13 protein-coding genes and 2 tRNA genes are annotated in these 19,834 nt (G+C 72.2%); 12 read left to right on the top strand and 3 right to left on the bottom strand.

Annotated features, from left to right (window positions below):
* Positions 1 to 21 precede the first annotated feature (21 nt).
* Positions 22 to 1,668 carry a long-chain fatty acid--CoA ligase gene (locus G412_RS0128655; protein ID WP_028815068.1) on the top strand — a complete coding sequence of 549 codons (1,647 nt, stop codon included), beginning with the start codon at positions 22 to 24 and terminating at the stop codon, positions 1,666 to 1,668.
* 86 nt (positions 1,669 to 1,754) lie between these two features.
* Here the strand turns inward: G412_RS0128655 and G412_RS0128650 are convergent, their stop codons facing one another.
* Together G412_RS0128650 and G412_RS0128645 are read right to left on the bottom strand one after the other, a co-directional pair.
* Positions 1,755 to 6,224: a PAS domain-containing protein gene (locus G412_RS0128650; protein ID WP_078607484.1), complete on the bottom strand. Its 4,470-nt coding sequence runs from the start codon at positions 6,222 to 6,224 to the stop codon at positions 1,755 to 1,757.
* A 238-nt stretch (positions 6,225 to 6,462) separates the two neighbouring features.
* Entirely contained in the window at positions 6,463 to 6,921 is a 459-nt protein-coding gene (locus tag G412_RS0128645) for an SSI family serine proteinase inhibitor (protein ID WP_028815066.1), read from the bottom strand.
* A 194-nt stretch (positions 6,922 to 7,115) separates the two neighbouring features.
* Between G412_RS0128645 and G412_RS0128640 the strand changes: the two genes are divergently transcribed.
* The 11 genes from G412_RS0128640 to G412_RS36405 all read left to right on the top strand — a co-directional run bounded on the left by G412_RS0128640 (position 7,116) and on the right by G412_RS36405 (position 18,867).
* A tRNA-Ser gene (locus G412_RS0128640) sits at positions 7,116 to 7,206 on the top strand.
* Positions 7,207 to 7,380: 174 nt separating this feature from the next.
* Positions 7,381 to 7,453: transfer RNA gene (locus tag G412_RS0128635), tRNA-Arg, on the top strand.
* Between the two features lie 66 nt (positions 7,454 to 7,519).
* Positions 7,520 to 8,494: a DUF2797 domain-containing protein gene (locus tag G412_RS0128630; RefSeq protein WP_028815065.1), complete on the top strand. Its 975-nt coding sequence runs from the start codon at positions 7,520 to 7,522 to the stop codon at positions 8,492 to 8,494.
* 256 nt (positions 8,495 to 8,750) lie between these two features.
* Entirely contained in the window at positions 8,751 to 9,473 is a 723-nt protein-coding gene (locus tag G412_RS0128625) for a response regulator transcription factor (RefSeq protein ID WP_028815064.1), read from the top strand.
* Positions 9,466 to 11,046, top strand: a complete 1,581-nt coding sequence (locus G412_RS0128620; protein WP_244283282.1) for a sensor histidine kinase — start codon at positions 9,466 to 9,468, stop codon at positions 11,044 to 11,046. Before G412_RS0128625 ends, G412_RS0128620 begins: the two co-directional genes overlap by 8 nt.
* Before the next feature lie 443 nt (positions 11,047 to 11,489).
* Positions 11,490 to 12,776: a bifunctional glycosyltransferase family 2/GtrA family protein gene (locus tag G412_RS0128615; RefSeq protein ID WP_028815062.1), complete on the top strand. Its 1,287-nt coding sequence runs from the start codon at positions 11,490 to 11,492 to the stop codon at positions 12,774 to 12,776.
* Positions 12,773 to 14,713 (top strand): ArnT family glycosyltransferase, encoded by a 1,941-nt coding sequence (locus G412_RS36415; protein ID WP_078607483.1) that lies wholly within the window; start codon positions 12,773 to 12,775, stop codon positions 14,711 to 14,713. Before G412_RS0128615 ends, G412_RS36415 begins: the two co-directional genes overlap by 4 nt.
* Before the next feature lie 100 nt (positions 14,714 to 14,813).
* Positions 14,814 to 16,325 carry an MFS transporter gene (locus G412_RS0128605; RefSeq protein ID WP_028815061.1) on the top strand — a complete coding sequence of 504 codons (1,512 nt, stop codon included), beginning with the start codon at positions 14,814 to 14,816 and terminating at the stop codon, positions 16,323 to 16,325.
* An 81-nt stretch (positions 16,326 to 16,406) separates the two neighbouring features.
* Positions 16,407 to 17,162 (top strand): TetR/AcrR family transcriptional regulator, encoded by a 756-nt coding sequence (locus G412_RS0128600; RefSeq protein ID WP_028815060.1) that lies wholly within the window; start codon positions 16,407 to 16,409, stop codon positions 17,160 to 17,162.
* A 189-nt stretch (positions 17,163 to 17,351) separates the two neighbouring features.
* A complete protein-coding gene (locus G412_RS36410; protein ID WP_037650110.1) occupies positions 17,352 to 18,029 on the top strand; it encodes a GAF and ANTAR domain-containing protein in 678 nt (225 codons plus the stop codon).
* A gap of 40 nt (positions 18,030 to 18,069) precedes the next feature.
* On the top strand, positions 18,070 to 18,867 hold the full coding sequence (locus G412_RS36405; protein WP_078607486.1) for a GAF and ANTAR domain-containing protein: 798 nt from the start codon (positions 18,070 to 18,072) through the stop codon (positions 18,865 to 18,867).
* On the opposite strand, the gene G412_RS0128585 is transcribed toward G412_RS36405, so the two are convergent.
* Entirely contained in the window at positions 18,864 to 19,682 is an 819-nt protein-coding gene (locus G412_RS0128585; RefSeq protein ID WP_028815059.1) for a YceI family protein, read from the bottom strand. The genes G412_RS36405 and G412_RS0128585 overlap by 4 nt on opposite strands.
* Positions 19,683 to 19,834: the final 152 nt, after the last annotated feature.

Here is a 19,834-nt window from a genome sequence, read left to right as displayed (position 1 = left end):
AGCGCCCACCGGGAGGACGCCGTGCTGAGCACCATGCAGGACGTACCACTGACCGTGACCCGCATCCTGAAGCACGGGATGACGATCCACGGCCGCTCACAGGTCACCACATGGACCGGTGAGAAGGAGCCGCAGCGCCGCACCTTCGCCGAGACCGGCGAGCGCGCGACACGGCTCGCGAACGCTCTGCGCGACGAGCTCGGGGTCGACGGCGACCAGCGGATCTCAACCCTTATGTGGAACAACGCGGAGCATCTGGAGGCGTATCTCGCGATCCCCTCCATGGGCGCCGTACTCCACCCGCTCAACCTGCGCCTGCCCCCCGAGCAGCTCGTCTGGATCGTCAACCACGCCGCCGACCGCGTCGTCATCGCCAACGGCTCGCTGCTGCCGCTGCTCGCGCCGCTCCTCCCGCACCTCAAGACCGTCGAGCACGTGGTCGTCTCCGGTCCCGGCGACCGCTCGCTGCTCGACGGCTGCGCGCCGCGCGTGCACGAGTACGAGGACCTGATCGCAGACCGCCCCACCACGTACGACTGGCCCGAGCTGGACGAACGCGCCGCCGCCGCCATGTGTTACACCTCCGGCACCACCGGCGACCCCAAGGGCGTCGTCTACTCCCACCGCTCCATCTACCTGCACTCCATGCAGGTCAACATGGCCGAGTCGATGGGCCTTTCCGACAAGGACACGACCCTGGTCGTGGTCCCGCAATTTCACGTAATGGCGTGGGGCCTCCCCCACGCCACCTTCATGACCGGCATCAACATGCTTATGCCGGACCGGTTCCTCCAGCCCGCCCCGCTCGCCGAGATGATCGAGCGCGAGAAGCCGACGCACGCCGCCGCCGTGCCCACCATCTGGCAGGGCCTGCTCGCCGAGGTCACCGCCAACCCGCGCGACCTCTCCTCCATGGCCAGCGTCACCATCGGCGGCGCGGCCTGCCCGCCCGCCCTCATGGAGGCGTACGACAAGCTCGGCGTGCGCCTGTGCCACGCCTGGGGCATGACGGAGACCTCCCCGCTCGGCACCATGGCCCACCCGCCGGCCGGGCTGACCCCGGACGAGGAGTGGCCGTACCGCGTCACGCAGGGCCGCTTCCCGGCCGGTGTTGAGGCGCGTCTGATCGGCCCCGGCGGCGAGATCCTGGCCTGGGACGGCGAGTCGGCCGGTGAGCTGGAGGTACGCGGTCCCTGGATCGCCGGGGCGTACTACGGCGGCGCGGGCGGCGAGGACTTCAGGCCCGCCGACAAGTTCAGCGACGACGGCTGGCTGAAGACCGGCGACATCGGCGTCATCAGCCACGACGGCTACCTGACCCTCACCGACCGCGCGAAGGACGTCATCAAGTCGGGCGGGGAGTGGATTTCGAGCGTTGAGCTGGAGAACGCCCTGATGGCCCACCCGGACGTCGCCGAGGCGGCCGTCGTCGCCGTACCGGACGACAAGTGGAGCGAGCGCCCGCTGGCCACCGTGGTGCTGAAGGAGGGCGCGACCGCCGACTACGAAGAGCTGCGCGCCTTCCTCGCCGGCAAGATCGCGAAGTGGCAGCTGCCGGAGCGCTGGGCGACGATCCCGGCCGTGCCGAAGACGAGCGTGGGGAAGTTCGACAAGAAGGTGATCCGCAAGCAGTACGCGGACGGCGAGCTGGACGTCACGAAGTTCTGACGGCCCATGGCGCCCTGGCGGGGCCCACGAGCTGCTGAAGGGGCTCCGCAACGGCGCGGGGTCCCTTCAGCGTGCGTCGCCACGGGTCAGTTGGTGCCGATCTTCGCGAGCAGATCGACGATCCGGCCCTGCACCTCACTGCTCGTCGAGCGCTCCGCGAGGAAGAGCACCGTCTCCCCCGAAGCGAGCCGGTGCAGTTCGCCCTCGTCGAGGCCGGCGGAGGTGTAGACGACCAGCGGAGTGCGGTTCAACTGCCCGTTCGCGCGCAGCCAGTCGATGATTCCGGCGCGGCGTCGGCGTACCTGCATCAGGTCCATCACCACCAGGTTCGGCCGCATCTGCGTCGCCAGCGTGACCGCCTCGGTGTCCGTCCCGGCGCGCCCGACCTGCATGCCGCGCCGCTCCAGCGTCGCCGTCAGCGCGAGCGCGATCTCCTCGTGCTCCTCGATCAGCAGGACGCGCGACGGGTGCTGCTCGCTGTCGCGCGGGGCGAGCGCCTTCAGCAGTACGGCGGGATCGGCGCCGTACGCCGCCTCACGCGTCGCCTGCCCGAGCCCGGCCGTCACCAGGACGGGGACCTCGGCGGCGACGGCGGCCTGGCGCAGCGACTGGAGCGCCGTACGGGTGATGGGACCGGTCAGCGGGTCTACGAACAGCGCCGCCGGGAACGCCGCTATCTGCGCGTCGACTTCTTCGCGGGAGTGCACGATCACCGGGCGGTACCCGCGGTCGCTCAGCGCCTGCTGCGTCGAGACGTCGGGGGCGGGCCACACCAGCAGGCGGCGCGGGTTGTCGAGCGGCTCGGGGGGCAGCTCGTCGTCGACGGGCTGCGGCTGGGGCCGGTTGGCCACCTCCACGGCGCCGTTGGGGCCGTCCAGCGGCTCGGGGCCCTCGGAGCCCTCGTCGGGTGCGCCTATGGCGTACGCGCGGCCCTCGGCGTGGGCGGGCAGCCGCTGCTGGAGAGAGCCGTGGGGGCTCTGGGGGCTCTGGGGGCTCTGCGGGTGCGGGCGGGCTCCGGGCTCGGCGGCATCCTGCGTCGCGGTGCCTTCGGCGGGCGCGGACTGCTCCGCCTCCGGCCGCGCGGCAGCGAGCTTACGGCGCCGCCCGGAGCCCAGGGTCTGATTCTGCTGCTGGGCGACCTGCTGGGCGAACGGCATGCCCTGGCCGAGGGTACGCACGCTGAACGCGCGGCCCTGCGAGGCGTCGGCGGGCAGGGCGGCGGGGGGCGGCGGGGGCGTGGGTGCGGGCATGGGTGCGGGCATCTGCCCCGGTGTCGGCGTCGCCGCGGGGGCGGCAGGGGCGGCGGGGGTCGCAGGGGCCGCTGGGGACGGTGGGGACGCTGCGGGCGTCTCGGCGGGGAGGGGCTGGGCAGGCGGCAAAGGCTGCGCGGCGCCTGGGTGCTGTTGTCCGGTGGAGGGCGCGGGTGCAGGGGCGGGTGCGGGTGGGGGCGTGCCGGCCGCGCCGTTCGGTCCGGCTGAGCCGATCGCGGCGTGCCCGTCGCCCCAGCCGGCCGAGTTGGCGGGTGCGGCTACGGGCGCGATGCCGGGCGCGCGGGGCGCGTTGCCGTTCGGGCCGGCCGCACCGTTCGGACTGGCTGGGCCGATTCCGCCGTGCCCGTCGCCCCAGCCGGCCGAGTTGGCGGGTGCGGCTACGGGCGCGATGCCGGCCGCGCGGGGCGCGTTGCCGTTCGGGCCGGCCGCGCCGCTCGCGCCGGGCGCGCCGGCCGAGCCGTTCGGGCCCTTCGGTCCGACGAAGCCGTTCGGGCCGGCCGCGTCGGCCATGCCGTCCGCCGCCGCGCCCCCGTGCTGCTCGGCCTCGTTCTCGTTCACCGCCGTGCCCGCGAAGCCGGGCGCGGGCCAGGTCTGTGTCGTACCGGTCGTCGTCGCGGTGGCTCCGCTGGGGACGGCCGACCAGGTCGGGGGCACGGAGACGGCGCCGCTGGCGTGTTCGGCGGCGCCGGGAAGCGCTGCCCCTGCCGGAGCGGGCGTGGCCGGACCGTGGCGGGGGGTGCCGTTGGCCGCCGCCCAGTCGGGCTGCACCGGCTGCCCGGACTGAACGTCGCTGCGCGCCCTGCGCCGCCCTGTCGGTGCCGGAGTGGGATGCGGCTGCGGCGGCGTGTGGTCGGCGTCCGGAGGAGTGCGTACGGCGTCGTGGCGTCCAGGCGGCGATACGTCCGCCCCGCCCGGCGCCGGCGGCACCCGGTCGGCGTCGGCCGGCGGCAGCGCGAACGGGCTGCGGGGCGCCTCGGCCCGCGCCTGCGCCGGCGCGAGCGCCCGCCGCGCCCGCCGCCCGGAAGTCTGCTGCGGCTGCTGTTGCTGCTGGGACTCGTTTCCGGGAGACGGCGCGGAAGGCAGGGCGGGAAGCGCGGGCACATTCCCGTGCGCCCCGTCCTCACCGCGTCGCGCACGACGCCCTGGCGACCCCGGTACGTCGACGGGCACCCCCTGGGGCGGCACCGTCTCGCCCAGCGCCGCGCGCCCGGTTCCGTGCGCCCCCTCGGAGGCCGTCACGACGGAGCCTTCCGAGACCGCACCCGTGGGACCGGCCGGCGCGGCGGCAGCCGGAAGCGCGGCCCGCAGCTCTACGCCGCCTCCGCCTCCGCCCGTACGCCCCTCGCCGCCGCCTTCGACGGGGCTGGGCCGCCCACGCCTGCGCCCCGTACCACCGGAGTCGGCAGCGGCCCCGGAAGCCGAGCCCGCGCCATCTCCCCCCGCCTGCGCCGGAATACGTTCCCGCGCCCCACCGGCGCCCGCCTCGCCCGGCCCACCAGGCCGCGCCCTGCGCCTCCCCGTGGGCGCCGCGACCGTACCCTGCGAGCCCGCTGGGCCCGCCGAGCCCGCGTCGGCCGGGGCCTGAGCGGCCCCAGCCGCCTGCTCGCCCGCCGCGCCCTTGCCGTCCGCCTCCAGGAAGGCGTCCGTGGACGACCGCCGTGCCCGCCGCCCGCCACCGTCCGCGGGCGCCGGCTGCCGCGTCGGCACCGGCGCCGGGTCCGGAGCGGCCGCCCTGCCCTGCGCCGGAGCGACCGCCCCGGCGCCCGCGCCGAGCGGCACCTCCAGCACGTACGCGCTTCCGCTCATGCCGGGCACTTCATGCGTCTGCAGTACGCCGCCGTGCGCCGCCACGATGCCGCGCACGATCGGCTCGTGCACCGGGTCTCCCCCGGCGTACGGCCCGCGCACCTCGATGCGTACGACGTCACCGCGCTGCGCCGCCGCGACCACGATCGTCGAATCCGTGTAGCCGCCGCCCGGCGCCGCCGCCGGGGCCTTGCCCGTCGAGTCGATCCCGGCCACGTCGGCGACGAGATGCGCGAGCGCCGTGGCCAGCCGCCCCGCGTCCACCTCGGCCTCTATCGGCGGCGCGTGCACGGCGAACTGCGCCCGGCCGGGCCCGATCAGCTCGATCGCGCCCTCGACACCGGCCGCCACGACACCGTCGAGCAGCACCTTCGTCTTCGTCAGCTGCTCCGTGCCCGCCGCCAGCCGCTGGAAGCCCAGGACATTGTCGACAAGGGTGGTCATCCGGGCGTAACCGGCGGCCAGATGATGCAGGATCTGGTTCGCCTCGGGCCACAGCTGCCCGGCGGGGTCGGAGGCCAGCGTGCCCAGCTCGCCCCGCAGTTCCTCCAGCGGCCCGCGCAGCGAGTCGCCCAGTACGGCGGTCAGCTGGGCGTGCCGCCCGGCCATCTCCTCGTACCGCTTGGCCTCGCGTTCGAGCACCTCGGCCTGCTTCTCGACCAGTTCGTCGTACGGCCGGCGGTCGGTGAAGGTCATCACGGCGCCGACCAGCTGGTCGCCGTCCCGTACCGGAGCGGTCGTGAGATCGACGGCGACCGGCTTGCCGTTCTTCGCCCACAGGACCTGCCCGCGCACCCGGTGCTTGCGCCCGGACTTGAGGGTGTCCGCGAGGGGCGAATCCTCGTACGGGAAGGGCGTGCCGTCACCCTTCGAATGGATCGCGAGGGGGTGCAGCTCCTTGCCGCCGAGGTCGCTCGCGCGGTAACCCAGTATCTGCGCCGCGGCCGGGTTGACGAGGACCACGCGCCCGTCAGTGTCGGTCCCAACGACGCCCTCGGAGGCGGCGCGCAGGATCATCTCGGTCTGGCGCTGCGAACGGGCCAGCTCGGCCTCGGTGTCGACGGTGCCCGAGAGATCACGTACGACGAGCATCAGCAGCTCGTCGCCGGTGTAGCCGGGCCGGTCCGTGTGGGAGGCGTACGCGTCCCGGCCGTCCTCCAGGTTCGCGCTGGTCACCTCGACCGGGAACTCCGTCCCGTCCGTGCGCCGCGCGATCATGCGGGTCGGTTTCGTACGCCCTTGATCGTCCGCGCCGTCGGCCCGCCGCATCGACCCCGGAATCAGCTTCGAGTCGAACATCGGCAGCAGGTCGAGCAGTCCGCGCCCGACGAGCCCGGTGCCCGGCGACTCGAAAGTCTCCAGGGCGATGGTGTTGGCATTGACGACGGTGCCGTTGCAGTTGACGAGCAACAGCCCGTCAGGAAGTGCGTCGAGTATCGCTGCGAGGCGAGCAGCGCCTCGGGATGGCCTGCTGCTCACGACGACGGTTCCTCCCTGAACTACTGCACCTTGCCGACAGCCGGCCTCATTTTGCTCCTCGGGCCGCAAGCTGTCACTGGAGGGAGTCTAAAGGCAGCGGATGGGCCCGCGACGGCGGATGACGGGGAGCTCTCCCCAATGTTTTGTGCGCTTGGGGGCACATCGGACGGTGCGGCGTACGCCCTGACCAGGCACGAGTGCCCCGTGGCCGCGCTGAGGGCGGGCCGGCGGCGGACGGTCAACGCACGCTGGGAAGCACCGGCTCCATTTCTCGCCAGCGGGAGATTTCGCAGCCATTGCCCTGATTGAACTTCGCGTCGACGGTTCGCCCGTTCCAGGTGCCGGTGATCCGCGCCGTGGCCGGTCCGCCGTGCTGGTGGGTGCACATGCGGTCCTGCGCCACGGGCGCGAAGGGGTCGCCGTTCTTCCGGGCCAGCTCGTCGAGCCGGTCGCAGGCGGCCTGCGCCTCGGGGTGCGTGCCGCCGGCTGGGTCGCATTTCAGTTCGTACGTCCCATTGGCGGCCCGGTTGCCCGTCTCGGCGGTCGTCACGGTGAGCCGGTCCTCGGTGTCCTTCATGCCCAGTACGTCATGGAGGAGCGGCAGCGGGATGGGCGCGGCCGCGGCGGACGCGCCGGGGGCGGCGGCGGACAGGACGGCGAGGGACGCGGCGGCGGTGAGGGTGAGGCGGCGCAGCATGGAGGCTCCTGAGGTCCAAGAGGGGGCAGGGGCGCCCCGCACTGTCTAACGCTCCGCGGCGCCGGGCGTTGCGCAACCGGTAACACTTTGCTCTGGCCCCCGACTGCCTAGTACCGTGGTCAGCGATTGGTGGCATACCGCAAGGCTGTGTCATCATCTGCACGCACCCACTCGCGCAGGCGAGAGAGTGTGCTGGAGGCGTCGCCTAGTCCGGTCTATGGCGCCGCACTGCTAATGCGGTTTGGGTCTTAAAGCCCATCGAGGGTTCAAATCCCTCCGCCTCCGCGCATGATCACCGAAGCCCCGGTCCACGGACCGGGGCTTCGGTCGTTTGTGCCCCTCTGGAGGTCGTTTCCGCAGCTCAGCACGGGTCCGGCTAATGGATTTCGCGTCCCGGCGCAGGTCATGTAATGTTGTTCTCGCAACGCCGACGGGGCCGAAAAGGCCCCGGACGCACAAGCACTCGTAGCTTAACGGATAGAGCATCTGACTACGGATCAGAAGGTTGCAGGTTCGAATCCTGCCGAGTGCACAGCAGGCCGGAGGCCCTGACGAGAAATCGTCAGGGCCTCCGGCTTTTGAGCGTTAGCCTCCTGGTATGAGCTGGCTGTGCGGTGGGCTGCGGTGGACGGCGGGGCGGCCGGCGCTTGCCTGGTACGGGGGCGGGGGGCGGCTTGAGCACGTCGAACGCGTCGAACGCGTCGAGCGCGTCGAGCGCGTCAGTGCGCTGACGTACGGGGGTGACGTCGCGTTCCGGGTGGCGGGGGCGGAGCGTCTTTGCGTCGGGGTGCGCCGGGGCGGGTGTCCGCTGCGTGCCGTGGTGCCGCGGCGGAGCAGCGGTGGGCAGTGTCCGGAGTGCGCGCGGCTGGAGCGGTCGCGGTCGGTGGCGGCGGACACGATGGCCGACGATCCCCGGCCGTACGCCGTCTACCTCGCCTGGTTCGGCCCCGGACTGGTCAAGGTCGGGATCACGGCGGACGAGCGCGGGTCCACGCGGCTGCTGGAGCAGGGGGCGGTGGCGTTCAGCTGGCTGGGGCGGGGGCCGCTGATGGCGGCGCGGCGGGCCGAGGAGCTGCTGCGGGCGGCGCTGGGGGTGCCGGACCGGATTCCGTACAAGGAGAAGAGGGCCGTGCGGACCTCGTTGCCCGCGCGGGCGGAGCGGGCGCGGGAGATCGAGGAGCTGCACCGGCGGGCCGGGGCGCTGGTGGGGTGGCCGGAATCCCTGGAGCGGGCGCCGTTCGAGGCGGTGGACCATGCCGGGGTGTTCGGGCTCGAAGGGCTGCGGCCGATGACCGGCGTGGTGACCGAGCTGGTGCCGGGCGGGGTCGTCGCGGGGCGGCTGGTGGCCGCCGCGGGGCCCGATCTGCATCTGGGGACGGCGGACGGCGGGGTGGTGGTGCTCGACACCCGGCTGATGAGCGGGTGGGAGCTGGCGGGCGCGCGGGGCGCGGCGCGGGGTGCGGCTCAGGGCTTGGCGGGGGGCGCGGCGGGTGGCGCGGCGCAGGGTGTGACGGTGGGCGTGACGGTGCCGGTGAAGAGCGTCGAGCGGGGCGTGCAGGGTGGGCTTTTCTGATCGGACGGACGGTGGCCCCCTCAGCTACCGGCACGAGGGGGGAACGGGTCGCGCTGGTGCGGGAGTTCGGGGTGCGGTACTTCTAGCGGCTCGGGCTGGGGGACGACTGGCTTCGGGCGTCTGTCCGTCACGGGAACTCGGAGCGGCTCTTCGGATTGTAGGGGGCTGCGGGTGGTGGGGTTGTGGGTTGTGGTTTCTCAGGGGATTCACAGGAATGAGAAAGGGTGCTCTCAGGGGCGTCGCCCAGCCTGTCCGCATGCGTAGTGAAATGCTGAGGGCCGGCGGCGGGCCCGTTCGCGTGCTCGTCGTCGACGACGAGGCGCCGCTCGCCGAGCTGCTGTCGATGGCGCTGCGATACGAGGGGTGGGAGGTCCGCAGCGCCGGTGACGGTGCGGCAGCGGTCCGCTCCGCGCGCGGCTTCCGGCCCGACGCTGTCGTACTGGACATGATGCTGCCGGACATGGACGGCCTCGCCGTCCTCGGGCGGCTGCGCTGCGAGCTGCCTGATGTGCCTGTGCTGTTTCTGACGGCCAAGGACTCCGTCGAGGACCGCATTGCGGGACTGACGGCGGGTGGCGACGATTACGTCACCAAGCCGTTCAGTTTGGAGGAAGTCGTGGCGCGGCTGCGCGGGCTGATCCGGCGCTCGGGGACGGCGGCCGCGGCCGTACGCGAGGAATCCCTGCTCGTGGTGGGGGACTTGACGCTGGACGAGGACAGCCACGAGGTCGTGCGCGGCGGCGAGGGGATTCACCTCACGGCGACCGAGTTCGAGCTGCTGCGCTTCCTGATGCGCAACCCGCGCCGCGTCCTCAGCAAGGCACAGATCCTGGACCGGGTGTGGTCCTACGACTTCGGCGGGCAGGCGAACGTCGTCGAGCTCTACATCTCGTACCTGAGGCGGAAGATCGACGCCGGCCGTCCGCCGATGATCCACACCCGGCGCGGGGCCGGATATCTCATCAAGCCGGGTGGGTGAACGCGCGGTGTCCCTGCGGACCCGCCTGGTGGTCTCCGCCCTTGCGCTGATCGCGGTGGTCGCGGCGGTGATCGGGGCCGTTACGACGATCGCGCTGCACTCGTATCTGGGGCACCAGCTCGACGACCAGCTGATGTCGTCCGTACGGCGGGCCGAGCGCGACCCGGCGGAGCGTGACCCGGCCGAGCGTGACCCGGCGGACGTGACCGGACAGGAGCTGAGGTTCGTGGCGGCGCCCGGTCAGCCGCTGGGGACCGTCGGCGGGCGCGTCGCGGTGGACGGGACCGTTGTGGCGGCCGCGAAGAGCGTCGAAGCGCGGGGGGCTGGGCCCGAGGCGCATCTGGCGGCGCTTTCCGACGCGCAGACGCGGGCGCTCGGCTCGGTCGAGCGGGACGGCGAACCGCACACCGTGGCGGTGCCGGGGCTCGGTGACCACCGGATCGCCTCCACGCGCGACGGGGCGGTCGTACTGGGCTTTCCGCTCGGCGGCGTACAGGACACCGTCAGCACGCTGATCCTCGTCGAGGTGTGCGTCACTGCCGCCGGTCTGGTCGCCGCCGGGCTCGCGGGCACGGCGATCGTGGGTGTCGCGCTGCGTCCGCTGCGGCGGGTCGCCGCGACCGCGACGCGCGTGTCCGAACTGCCGCTGCACAGCGATGAGGTGGCGCTCCACGAGCGCGTACGGGGCCAGGAGGCCGACCCGCGGACCGAGGTCGGGCAGGTCGGTGCGGCGCTCAACCGGATGCTCGGGCACGTCGGTTCGGCGCTCGCAGCGCGGCAGGAGAGCGAGACGCGGGTACGGCAGTTCGTGGCTGATGCGAGCCATGAGCTGCGTACGCCGCTGGCCTCGATCCGCGGGTACGCCGAACTGACGCGGCGGGGGCGGGAGGCGGCCGGTCCGGATACACGGCACGCGCTCGGGCGGATCGAGTCGGAGGCGGCGCGGATGACGGGGCTGGTGGAGGACCTGCTGCTGCTGGCGCGGCTGGACGCGGGGCGTCCGCTGTCGGTGTCGTACGAGGACACTGATCTGTCACCGCTCGTCGTGGACGCGGTGAGCGATGCGCGGGTGGCCGGGCGGGAGCACGTCTGGCGGCTGGAGCTGCCGGACGATCCTGCCGTTGTACGGGGCGATCCGGGGCGTCTTCAGCAGGTACTGGTGAATTTGCTGGCCAACGCGCGTACGCATACCCCGGCGGGTACCACTGTCACGGCGGCGGTGCGGTGTGAGGGGGTGGGTGCGGGTGCGGGTGCGGGTGCGGGTGCGGGCGGGGGTGCGGGCGCGGGTGGGTGGACCGTGGTGGAGGTACGGGACGACGGGCCCGGCGTTCCGCCGGAGCTGCTGCCGTACGTCTTCGAACGCTTCGCGCGTGGCGATGCGTCGCGGGCGCGGGCCGGGTCGCGGGTGGCGAGGGGTACGGGGCAGGCCGGTGCCGGGTCGACGGGGCTCGGGCTGTCGATCGTTCAGGCGGTCGTCCGCGCGCACGGGGGTGAGGTGACCGTCGAGAGCACGCCTGGGCGCACGGTCTTCGCGGCGCGGTTGCCTGCGGCGCGGGCGGTGCGGGACGCGTAGCGGGGCGGGGTGTCGGGAGGCCCCGCGCGTTGGGGGCGGTGCCGCGCCGGGGCGTCTCCTCGGGCGTCGAACGTTCGGGTAGGTGCTGGTTCGTTGGCGGTGGTTGCGTTCAACGCCCTGCGGGGAGCGCCCCGACACGTCCCCTCCCCGGCGGCGTTGCAGGTGGGGCGGGGGTGGGCGTGGCCCCGGCGCCGTCGGCGCTGGTGGTGCGGGAGGGCTCCGGCACGTCCCCTCCCCTGTGGCGTTGCAGGTGGGGCGGGGTGGGCGTGACCCCGGCGCCGTCGGCGGTGGTGGTGCGGGAGGGCTCCGGTGCGTCTCGTCCTGGCGGCGTGGCGGGTGGGGTGGGGCCGGGCTCGGTTCACGTGTTGGCGGGGTGGGGACTCACAGATGGGGGACAGGAGGGTCACACTCTGCTGACAGGGGAGTTCGCGAGGGTCGGGATCATGCGAACCGACACTTCAGTGGGCGCCCTTCCGGCAAGGGAACACCTTCCGGCCGGAGAGCCCGGCGCCCCAGTACCCGTGCTCGACGTCGTCATCCCCGTGCACAACGAGGAGAAGGACCTCGAAGCTTGTGTGCTCCGGCTGCGCGAGCACCTGGCCCGCACCTTTCCGTACGCGTTCCGGATCACCGTCGCGGACAACGCGAGCACCGACCGCACGCCCGGCATCGCCGCCCGGCTCGGACGCGTGATGCCCGAGGTGACTTCCGTACGGCTGGAGCAGAAGGGGCGCGGGCGGGCCCTGCGCGCCGTCTGGGAGCGTTCCGACGCGCCCGTTCTCGCCTACATGGATGTTGATCTGTCCACCGATCTCAAGGCGCTGCTGCCTCTGGTCGCTCCGCTGATGTCCGGCCACTCCGACCTCGCCATCGGCTCCCGGCTTGCGGGCGGTTCGCGGGTGGTGCGCGGGCCGAAGCGGGAGTTCATCTCGCGTACGTACAACCTGATCCTGCGCTCCTCGCTCGCCGCGCGTTTCTCCGACGCGCAGTGCGGGTTCAAGGCGATACGCGCCGATGTGGCGGAGCGGCTGCTGCCGATGGTCGAGGACACCGGGTGGTTCTTCGACACCGAGCTGCTGGTGCTCGCCGAACGCGCCGGACTGCGCATCCACGAGGTGCCGGTGGACTGGGTCGACGATCCCGACAGCACGGTGCACATCGTGCGTACGGCCGTCGACGACCTCAAGGGCGTGTGGCGGGTCGGGCGGGCGCTAGCCGTGGGCGCGTTGCCGCTGGACCGGCTCGCGCGGCCCTTCGGTGACGACCCGCGCGACCGTTCGATCGACGGCGTGCCCGGCGGGCTGGCCCGTCAGCTCGTCGGCTTCTGCGTCGTGGGTGCGCTGAGCACGCTCGTCTACCTGGTGCTGTACTCCGTCTTCCGGGCGGGAGCAGGTCCCCAGGCTGCCAACGCGCTCGCCCTGCTCGTCTCGGCCGTGGCCAATACGGCGGCCAACCGGAGGCTCACCTTCGGGGTGCGGGGCCGTGAGCGTGCCGTTCGCCACCAGGCCCAGGGCCTGGTCGTGTTCGGTATCGGGCTCGCCCTCACCAGCGGTTCGCTCGCCGCCCTCGACGCGGCGGCCGGCGCACCCTCCCACGGCACGGAACTCGCCGTGCTCATCACCGCCAACCTCGCCGCGACCGTGCTGCGCTTCCTGCTGCTGCGCGCCTGGGTCTTCCCGGACCGGCGCACCGATCACCCCGAACGCGAACCGGAGAAGGCCGCCCGATGACCACACACCGAAATGGCGACCCCCGCTGGGCGCGCCCCGCGCTTGTGGGGCTGCTGCTCGCCACCGCGCTGCTGTATCTGTTCAATCTCAGCTCCTCCGGTTACGCCAACTCCTTCTATTCCGCCGCCGTCCAGGCGGGCAGCGAGAGCTGGAAGGCCTTCTTCTTCGGCTCGTCCGACGCCGCGAACTCCATCACCGTCGACAAGCCCCCGGCCGCCCTGTGGCCGATGGCCCTGTCGGTGCGCTTGTTCGGTCTCGGTTCCTGGCAGATCCTTGTTCCGCAGGTGCTGATGGGAGTGGGGACGGTCGCGGTGCTGTACGCCGCCGTACGCCGGCGCTTCTCCCCTGCCGCCGGCCTGATCGCGGGCGCCGTGCTCGCGCTGACGCCGGTCGCCGCGCTGATGTTCCGGTTCAACAACCCGGACGCGCTGCTCGCGCTGCTGATGACCGTCACCGTGTACTGCGTGCTCCGCGCTCTTGAGGGCGCGCGGACCGAGTGGCTGGTGTGGGCGGGGCTCGCGGTGGGCTTCGCGTTTCTTACGAAGACCCTGCAGGCGTTTCTCATTCTGCCGCCGCTCGCCGTGCTGTACGCCGTGTGCGCCCCGACGCCGGTACGCCGGCGTCTTGGCCAGCTCGCTCTGGCCGGGCTCGCCGTCGTGGTCGCGGGCGGCTGGTGGGTCGCGATCGTCGAACTGTGGCCGGCGGCCTCGCGTCCGTACGTCGGAGGCTCGCAGACCAACAGCTTCCTGGAGCTGACCTTCGGCTACAACGGCCTCGGCCGGATCAACGGGGAGGAAATTGGAAGCGTCGGCGGTGGTCGCTGGGGTGGAGGTGGTATCGGGCGGATGTTCAGTTCGAACATCGGCGGTCAGATCTCCTGGCTGCTGCCCGCCGCGCTGATTTTGTTGGTCGCCGGTCTGGTCGTCACGTGGAGGGCGAAGCGGACGGACAGCGCGCGGGCCGCGTTCGTCGCGTGGGGCGGGTCGCTGCTGATGACCGCCGCCGTCTTCAGCTTCATGGCCGGGATCTTCCACGAGTACTACACCGTGGCCCTGGCCCCGTACATCGCCGCCCTGATCGGCATGGGTACGACCGTGCTGTGGGAGGAACGGCGCTCGTTCCTGGCGGCGGTCACGCTCGGTGTGACGGCCGCGGTGACGTCCCTGTGGGCGTACGTCCTGCTGGGGCGCACCGCTGACTATGTGCCGTGGCTGCGCTGGGCCGTGGTGGTGTGCGGTGTGGTGGCGGCGGTCGGGCTGGTGTTCGCGGGGCGGGTGGACCGGCGGATCGCTCTGGGGGTCGCCGGGATAGGGCTCGCGGCGGCGCTGGCGGGGCCGGGCGCGTACGCCGCGTCCACGGTCGGCAGCGCGCACACCGGGTCCATCGTGACGGCGGGACCGGTCTCCATGCGGGGCGGTCCTGGTGGTGGTGCTGATGGTGGTCCTGGTGGTGGTTTCGGTGGGGGGCCAGCGGCGGGCGTACGGGCCGGGGGCCAACAGGCCGCTCCCGCAGGCGGCATGCGCCCCGGTGGTGCTCCGGGGGTGGGGGCGCGCGAAGGCGGCATGGGTGGTCTCCTCAGCGGCCGGAGCGTCGGCTCCGAGACCGGGGCCACGCTCCGCGCCGGCGCCGACGAGTACACCTGGGCCGCTGCGGCGATCGGCTCCCAGAACGCCGCGAGCTACCAACTCGCCACCGGAAAGCCGGTGATGGCGATCGGCGGGTTCAACGGCAGCGATCCGTCCCCGACCCTGGCCCAGTTCAAGGCGTACGCAGAGAAAGGCTTGATCCACTACTTCATCGCCGGCGGAAATGGCGGTGGCGGTGAGGGCGCCGGTCCCGGCGGCGGCAACTCGGCGATCACCACCTGGGTCGAGGCCAACTTCACCAAGGTCACTGTCGGCGGGACGACCCTCTTCGACCTGACCCGGCAGAAATAGTTATACGGCGTACAGGAGCTTCTTGTACGGTGTATGGGAGGGGGTGGTGGCCGGGATTCGGCCCCCCCTCGTACCCGAACCCGTACAAGGAGACCCCCGCATGACGGCGACGACCGCCGAGAACCGCCCCACCGCGCAAGGCCACCCGCAGCGCTGGCTGATCCTCGGTGTCATCTGCCTCGCCCAGCTCACCGTGCTGCTCGACAACACCGTCCTCAACGTCGCGATCCCGTCCCTGACGAAGGAACTGGACGCTTCCACCGCCGACATCCAGTGGATGATCAACGCGTACTCCCTGGTCCAGTCCGGCCTGCTCCTCACCGCCGGCAGCGCCGCCGACCGCTACGGCCGCAAGAAGATGCTCGTCGCCGGCCTCGCGCTCTTCGGCATCGGCTCGCTCGTCGCCGGACTCGCCCAGTCCAGCGCCCAGTTGATCGCCGCCCGCGCAGGCATGGGCATCGGCGGCGCGCTGCTGATCACGACCACCCTCGCCGTCGTCGTCCAGATCTTCGACGACGCGGAGCGGGTGAAGGCCATCGGGCTGTGGTCCACGGTCAACTCGCTCGGCTTCGCGGTCGGTCCGCTGATCGGCGGCGTGATGCTCGACCACTTCTGGTGGGGCGCGATCTTCTTGATCAACATCCCGGTCGCGATCACCGGCCTCGTCGCCGTCGTCTCCCTCGTGCCGGAGTCCAAGAGCAAGCAGGGCGACCGGCCCGACCTGCTCGGCGCGCTGCTCTCCACCATCGGCATGACCGCCGTCGTGTACGCGATCATTTCCGGCCCCGAGCACGGCTGGGCCTCCGCCCAGGTGCTGGTTCCGGCAGGGGTGGGCGTCGTCGTCCTCGGCGCGTTCGCCGGGTGGGAGCTGCGCATCCCCTACCCGATGCTGGACCTGCACTTCTTCCGCAACCAGCGCTTCGTCGGAGCGGTCGCGGGAGCGATCCTCGTGGCGTTCGGGATGGGCGGCTCGCTGTTCCTGCTCACGCAGCACCTCCAGTTCGTGCTCGGGTACGGGCCCCTGGAGGCCGGGCTGCGGACGGCCCCCCTCGCCCTCACCGTCGTGGCGCTCAACCTCACCGGTATCGGCGCCCGGCTGCTGCCCGGGCTGGGTACGCCCCGAACCATCGCGTCCGGCATGACGCTGCTGTCGGCGGGCCTCGCCGCGATCGCACTCCTCGGTGGCTCCGGCTACGGCGGAATGCTGCTCGGCCTGGTCGTGATGGGCGCGGGCATCTCGCTCGCCATGCCCGCCATGGCCAACGCCATCATGAGCGCCATCCCGCCGGAGAAGGCGGGCGTCGGCGCGGGCATCAACGGCACGCTGGCCGAGTTCGGCAACGGCCTCGGCGTCGCCGTCCTGGGCGCGGTGCTGAACTCCCGCTTCGCCGCCCTCGTACCGGCCGCCGTCGGCGCGGCCTCGCTGCCCGCGGCGCTGGCGGCGGCGGGCGACGCGGGTGAGCGGGCCCGTATCGCGGACGCCTTCGCCTCCGGGGTCGAAACCAGCCAACTGGTGGGCGCGGTCGCGGTGCTCGCCGGCGGACTTCTCGCAGCGGTGCTGCTGCGCCGGGCCGAGCGGGCAGACTCATCCGGAGCCGCAGCAGCGGCATAGCATCGGGAGCGAAGCAGCGGACTGGAACATTCCGGTCCGCGGCCCGCCCCGTGCCCGCCGGGAGAACGAGGAGTGTGCGTCATGGTGTCCGCGGCCGACCGCGTCAAGAATCCGGCCCGTAACAGCGTCTGGCTGGAGGAGAAGACATCGCGCACCCGCAAGGCCGACCAGCCGGCCGGTCTCGACCGGGACCGGATCACTGCGGTGTCGGTGCGGCTGCTCGACGCGGAAGGGCTCGCGAAGTTCTCCATGCGCCGGCTGGCCGCCGAGCTGAACGTCACCGCGATGTCCGTCTACTGGTACGTCGACACCAAGGACGACCTGCTGGAACTGGCCCTCGACTCGGTCTTCAGCGAGATCACGCCGCCGGCGGAGGCGGATGACTGGCGGGAGCGCCTGCGCGGACTCGCGACCAGCTACCGGCAGTTGCTGGTCCGGCACGTGTGGGTGTCGCCGCTGATCGGCACGTTCCTGAACATCGGGCCGCACTCGCTGGCGTTCTCGCGGGCCGTACAGAACGTGATGCGCGCGACCGGGCTGCCGCCGCACGGGCAGATGGGCGGCCTGGCCGCGGTGTTCCAGTTCGTGTACGGCTTCGGCACCATCGAGGGTCACTTCGTGCAGCGCTGTGCGTCGGCCGACATGAGCCAGGACGAGTACTTCGCCGAGGCGATGGGCGCGATCAGTACGGCGCCGGAACTCCGGGAGACCTTCGAGAGCGCGAAGGATCTGATGGACGCGCGGGGCGGGGACACGGTGGCGGAGATGCGCGAGCGGGACTTCGATTTCGCCCTGGAGACGCTGATCGCGGGCATTGAGGCCATGGCGTCCCGCTGAGTGATCGGCGCCTCGCCACGCATGCTTCGTCGCAGCACAGAAGCGGATAGAGTCTGTTCGTCCTTTGCTCGCAGTCGGGAATGTGCTGCGGAGCTCTCCTGCGCATGGCCGCACGCTCAGCCATGCTCGCCGAAGAGGTTCGTGGTGTCTGCGTCCGACATTCCGGAGATTTCGTACGATTCTGCCCATTTGGGGTCGACTGGCTCGCTCGCCGAGTCGTTGGCCGCTGCCGCGATCGCCCTGCACGAAGCAGATGGGCGCGCGGAGACGGCGAGGATCGCGGTACGGCTGGCCACGGACATCGTGCCCGACGCCGACCACGCGAGTATTTCCGTTGTCGAACGTGCGGGACGCGTGCGAACCGTCGCCTGCACCGACGAGGTCGTACGGACCGTGGACGCCGCCACCAGCTGCGGAGCCGGCTGCGGCATGCGCCGGCCGGAACTGTGGACCACCCCCGTCGTCCGCGTGGAGGACATCGCGGAATGCGAGGTCCACGGGTCGGTGCTCACCGGGAGCGGCCTGCGCTCGGTCCTGTATCTGCGGCTCCGCGGTCACCAGCGAAGATTCAGCGTGCTGACGCTCTACTCGCGCAAGCCGCGCGCCTTCGACGACGAATCCGTACACATTGGGCGGCTGTTCTCCGCGCATCTCGGTATCGCCCTGGAGAGCCTGGACGTACAGGAACAGCTCGCCGAGGCCATGCACACCAGAGACGTGATCGGACAGGCCACCGGCATTCTCATGGGGCGAATGAACATCGACGCGGCGCAGGCCTTCGACCGTCTGGTACGCGCCTCTCAGAAAGGCAATGTGAAGCTCCGCGACATTGCGTCACGCATCGTCGAAGTCAGGGCCACCGAATAGCACCGAGCGTGACCGGAGCAATTGCGGGAAGATGGAATACATGACGGATACGGTGCGGAGTTCGGACGGCACAAGCGGCAGAGGGGGCGACGGATTCGACCTGGCGTCGATCCAGGACGCCCTCGCCGAGTGGCGGGGACTCCATGCCTTCCTCCAGGACGTCACCCAGCGCGCGGTGCAGGCCATGGAAGGCGCGGACGCGTGCAGCATCACCATGCGCCGCAACGGCCGCCTGGTCACGGCCGCCGCCGAAAGCGGCGGTGCGCTCCAGCTCGACCTGCTCCAGTACGACGCCGAGGCCGGGCCCTGCGTGTGCAGCATGGAGAACGGTGAGGAGAACTACGTACCCGACATGCTCCTGGAGACGCGCTGGGCCCCGTACCCGGCCGCGGCAGCGGCGCACGGCGCACGGTCCGTGCTGGCCACGCCGCTGGCGCTGAACTCCCACTCCCTCGGCGCCCTCAACCTCTACTCCGGGAAGCCCGACGCCTTCGCGACCCAGCTGGAAATGGCACGGCGGCTCTCCGCCCAGGCGGCGGGAGCGGTCGCCGTCGCCGAGCGGATCGAGCAGGAGGCGGAGACGGTGCGCGACCTGCGGACCGCGATGCTCTCGCGCTCGGTCATCGACCAGGCGATCGGCATAGTGATCGCCAGTAGACGCTGCACCGCGAATGAGGCGATGGACATCCTGCGCCGCGCCTCCCAGGCCCGGAACATCAAGCTGCGCGACCTCTGCCACGACATGGTGGCCGGAGCGGGCGGCAGCCCGCCCCTGCCCGGCTCCTTCACCAGCCGGGGCCAGGAGGACCCCCCGCCCGGCCGGCTCGCCCCTCTCTAGGCCTGCGGCAGCCGCTCCCCCTGCACCGCCTGTACGTCGAGTTCCACCCGCAGCGTCGCGCCGATCGCCGAGATCCCGGCCTGGACGACCTGGTTGTAGTTCATGGCGAAGTCGTTCCGGCGCAGTTCCGCCGTCGCCCGGAAGGCCGCCCGTACGCCGCCCCACGGGTCCGGGCCCGTGCCCAGGTAGCTGAGGTCCAGGTCGATCGGGCGGGCGACGCCGTGGAGCGACAGCTCACCGTGCACCGTCCACCGGTCGGGCCCGGCCGGGGTCAGGCCCGTGCTGCTGTACGTGATCTCGGGGTAGCGCTCCACGTCCAGGAAGTCGGGCGACTTGAGGTGCCCGTCCCGCATTCCGTTGCCCGTGTCGATGCTCGCCGCACCGATCACCGCCTCCACGCGCGACGCGCCGAGGTCCTCGGCGATCTCGATGTGCCCGCCGAATTCGAGGAACCTGCCGTGCACGCTGGAGAGCCCCAGGTGCTGGGCGACCGCGGCCACCGACGAGTGCGCGGGGTCCAGGGTCCAGGTGCCGGGCGGCGGCAGCTCCACGCCGCCCTGGCGGGCCAGTACGACCGTTCCGGCCTCCGCCCACCCGCTCGCCGTGACGAACGCTGTGGACGCGGCGGGGGCGTAACCGGCCGCCGTCACGATCACCGTGTAAGGACCGGGCGACAAGGGAGCATCGGTCCTTACCGACCCCTCCTCGTCCGCAGCCGCCCGGATCACCTGCGTGCCCGTCATGTCGGTCACGGTCACCACCGCGTGCTGCACGGCCCAGCCGTCGCGGGTCCGTACCTGTGCGCGAAGTCCCATCCCGTTTTCTCTCCTTGCGAACGAATGACGAGGGCCCCGGGCCGGGGCCGACAGGCGTCCCCTGCCTGTCGGCCCCGCCACCGGGGCCCGTTCCACACCGGCCGCGGGACACGAGTGGCGCGCCTCCGCTAGGGACGTGCCCCCCGCGACGC

This window comes from Streptomyces flavidovirens DSM 40150 (assembly GCF_000429085.1).
GTDB classification, from domain to species: domain Bacteria; phylum Actinomycetota; class Actinomycetes; order Streptomycetales; family Streptomycetaceae; genus Streptomyces; species Streptomyces flavidovirens.
The sequence above is the reverse complement of the archived record's forward strand: the minus strand, read 5'-3'. Positions and strand labels throughout refer to the sequence as shown.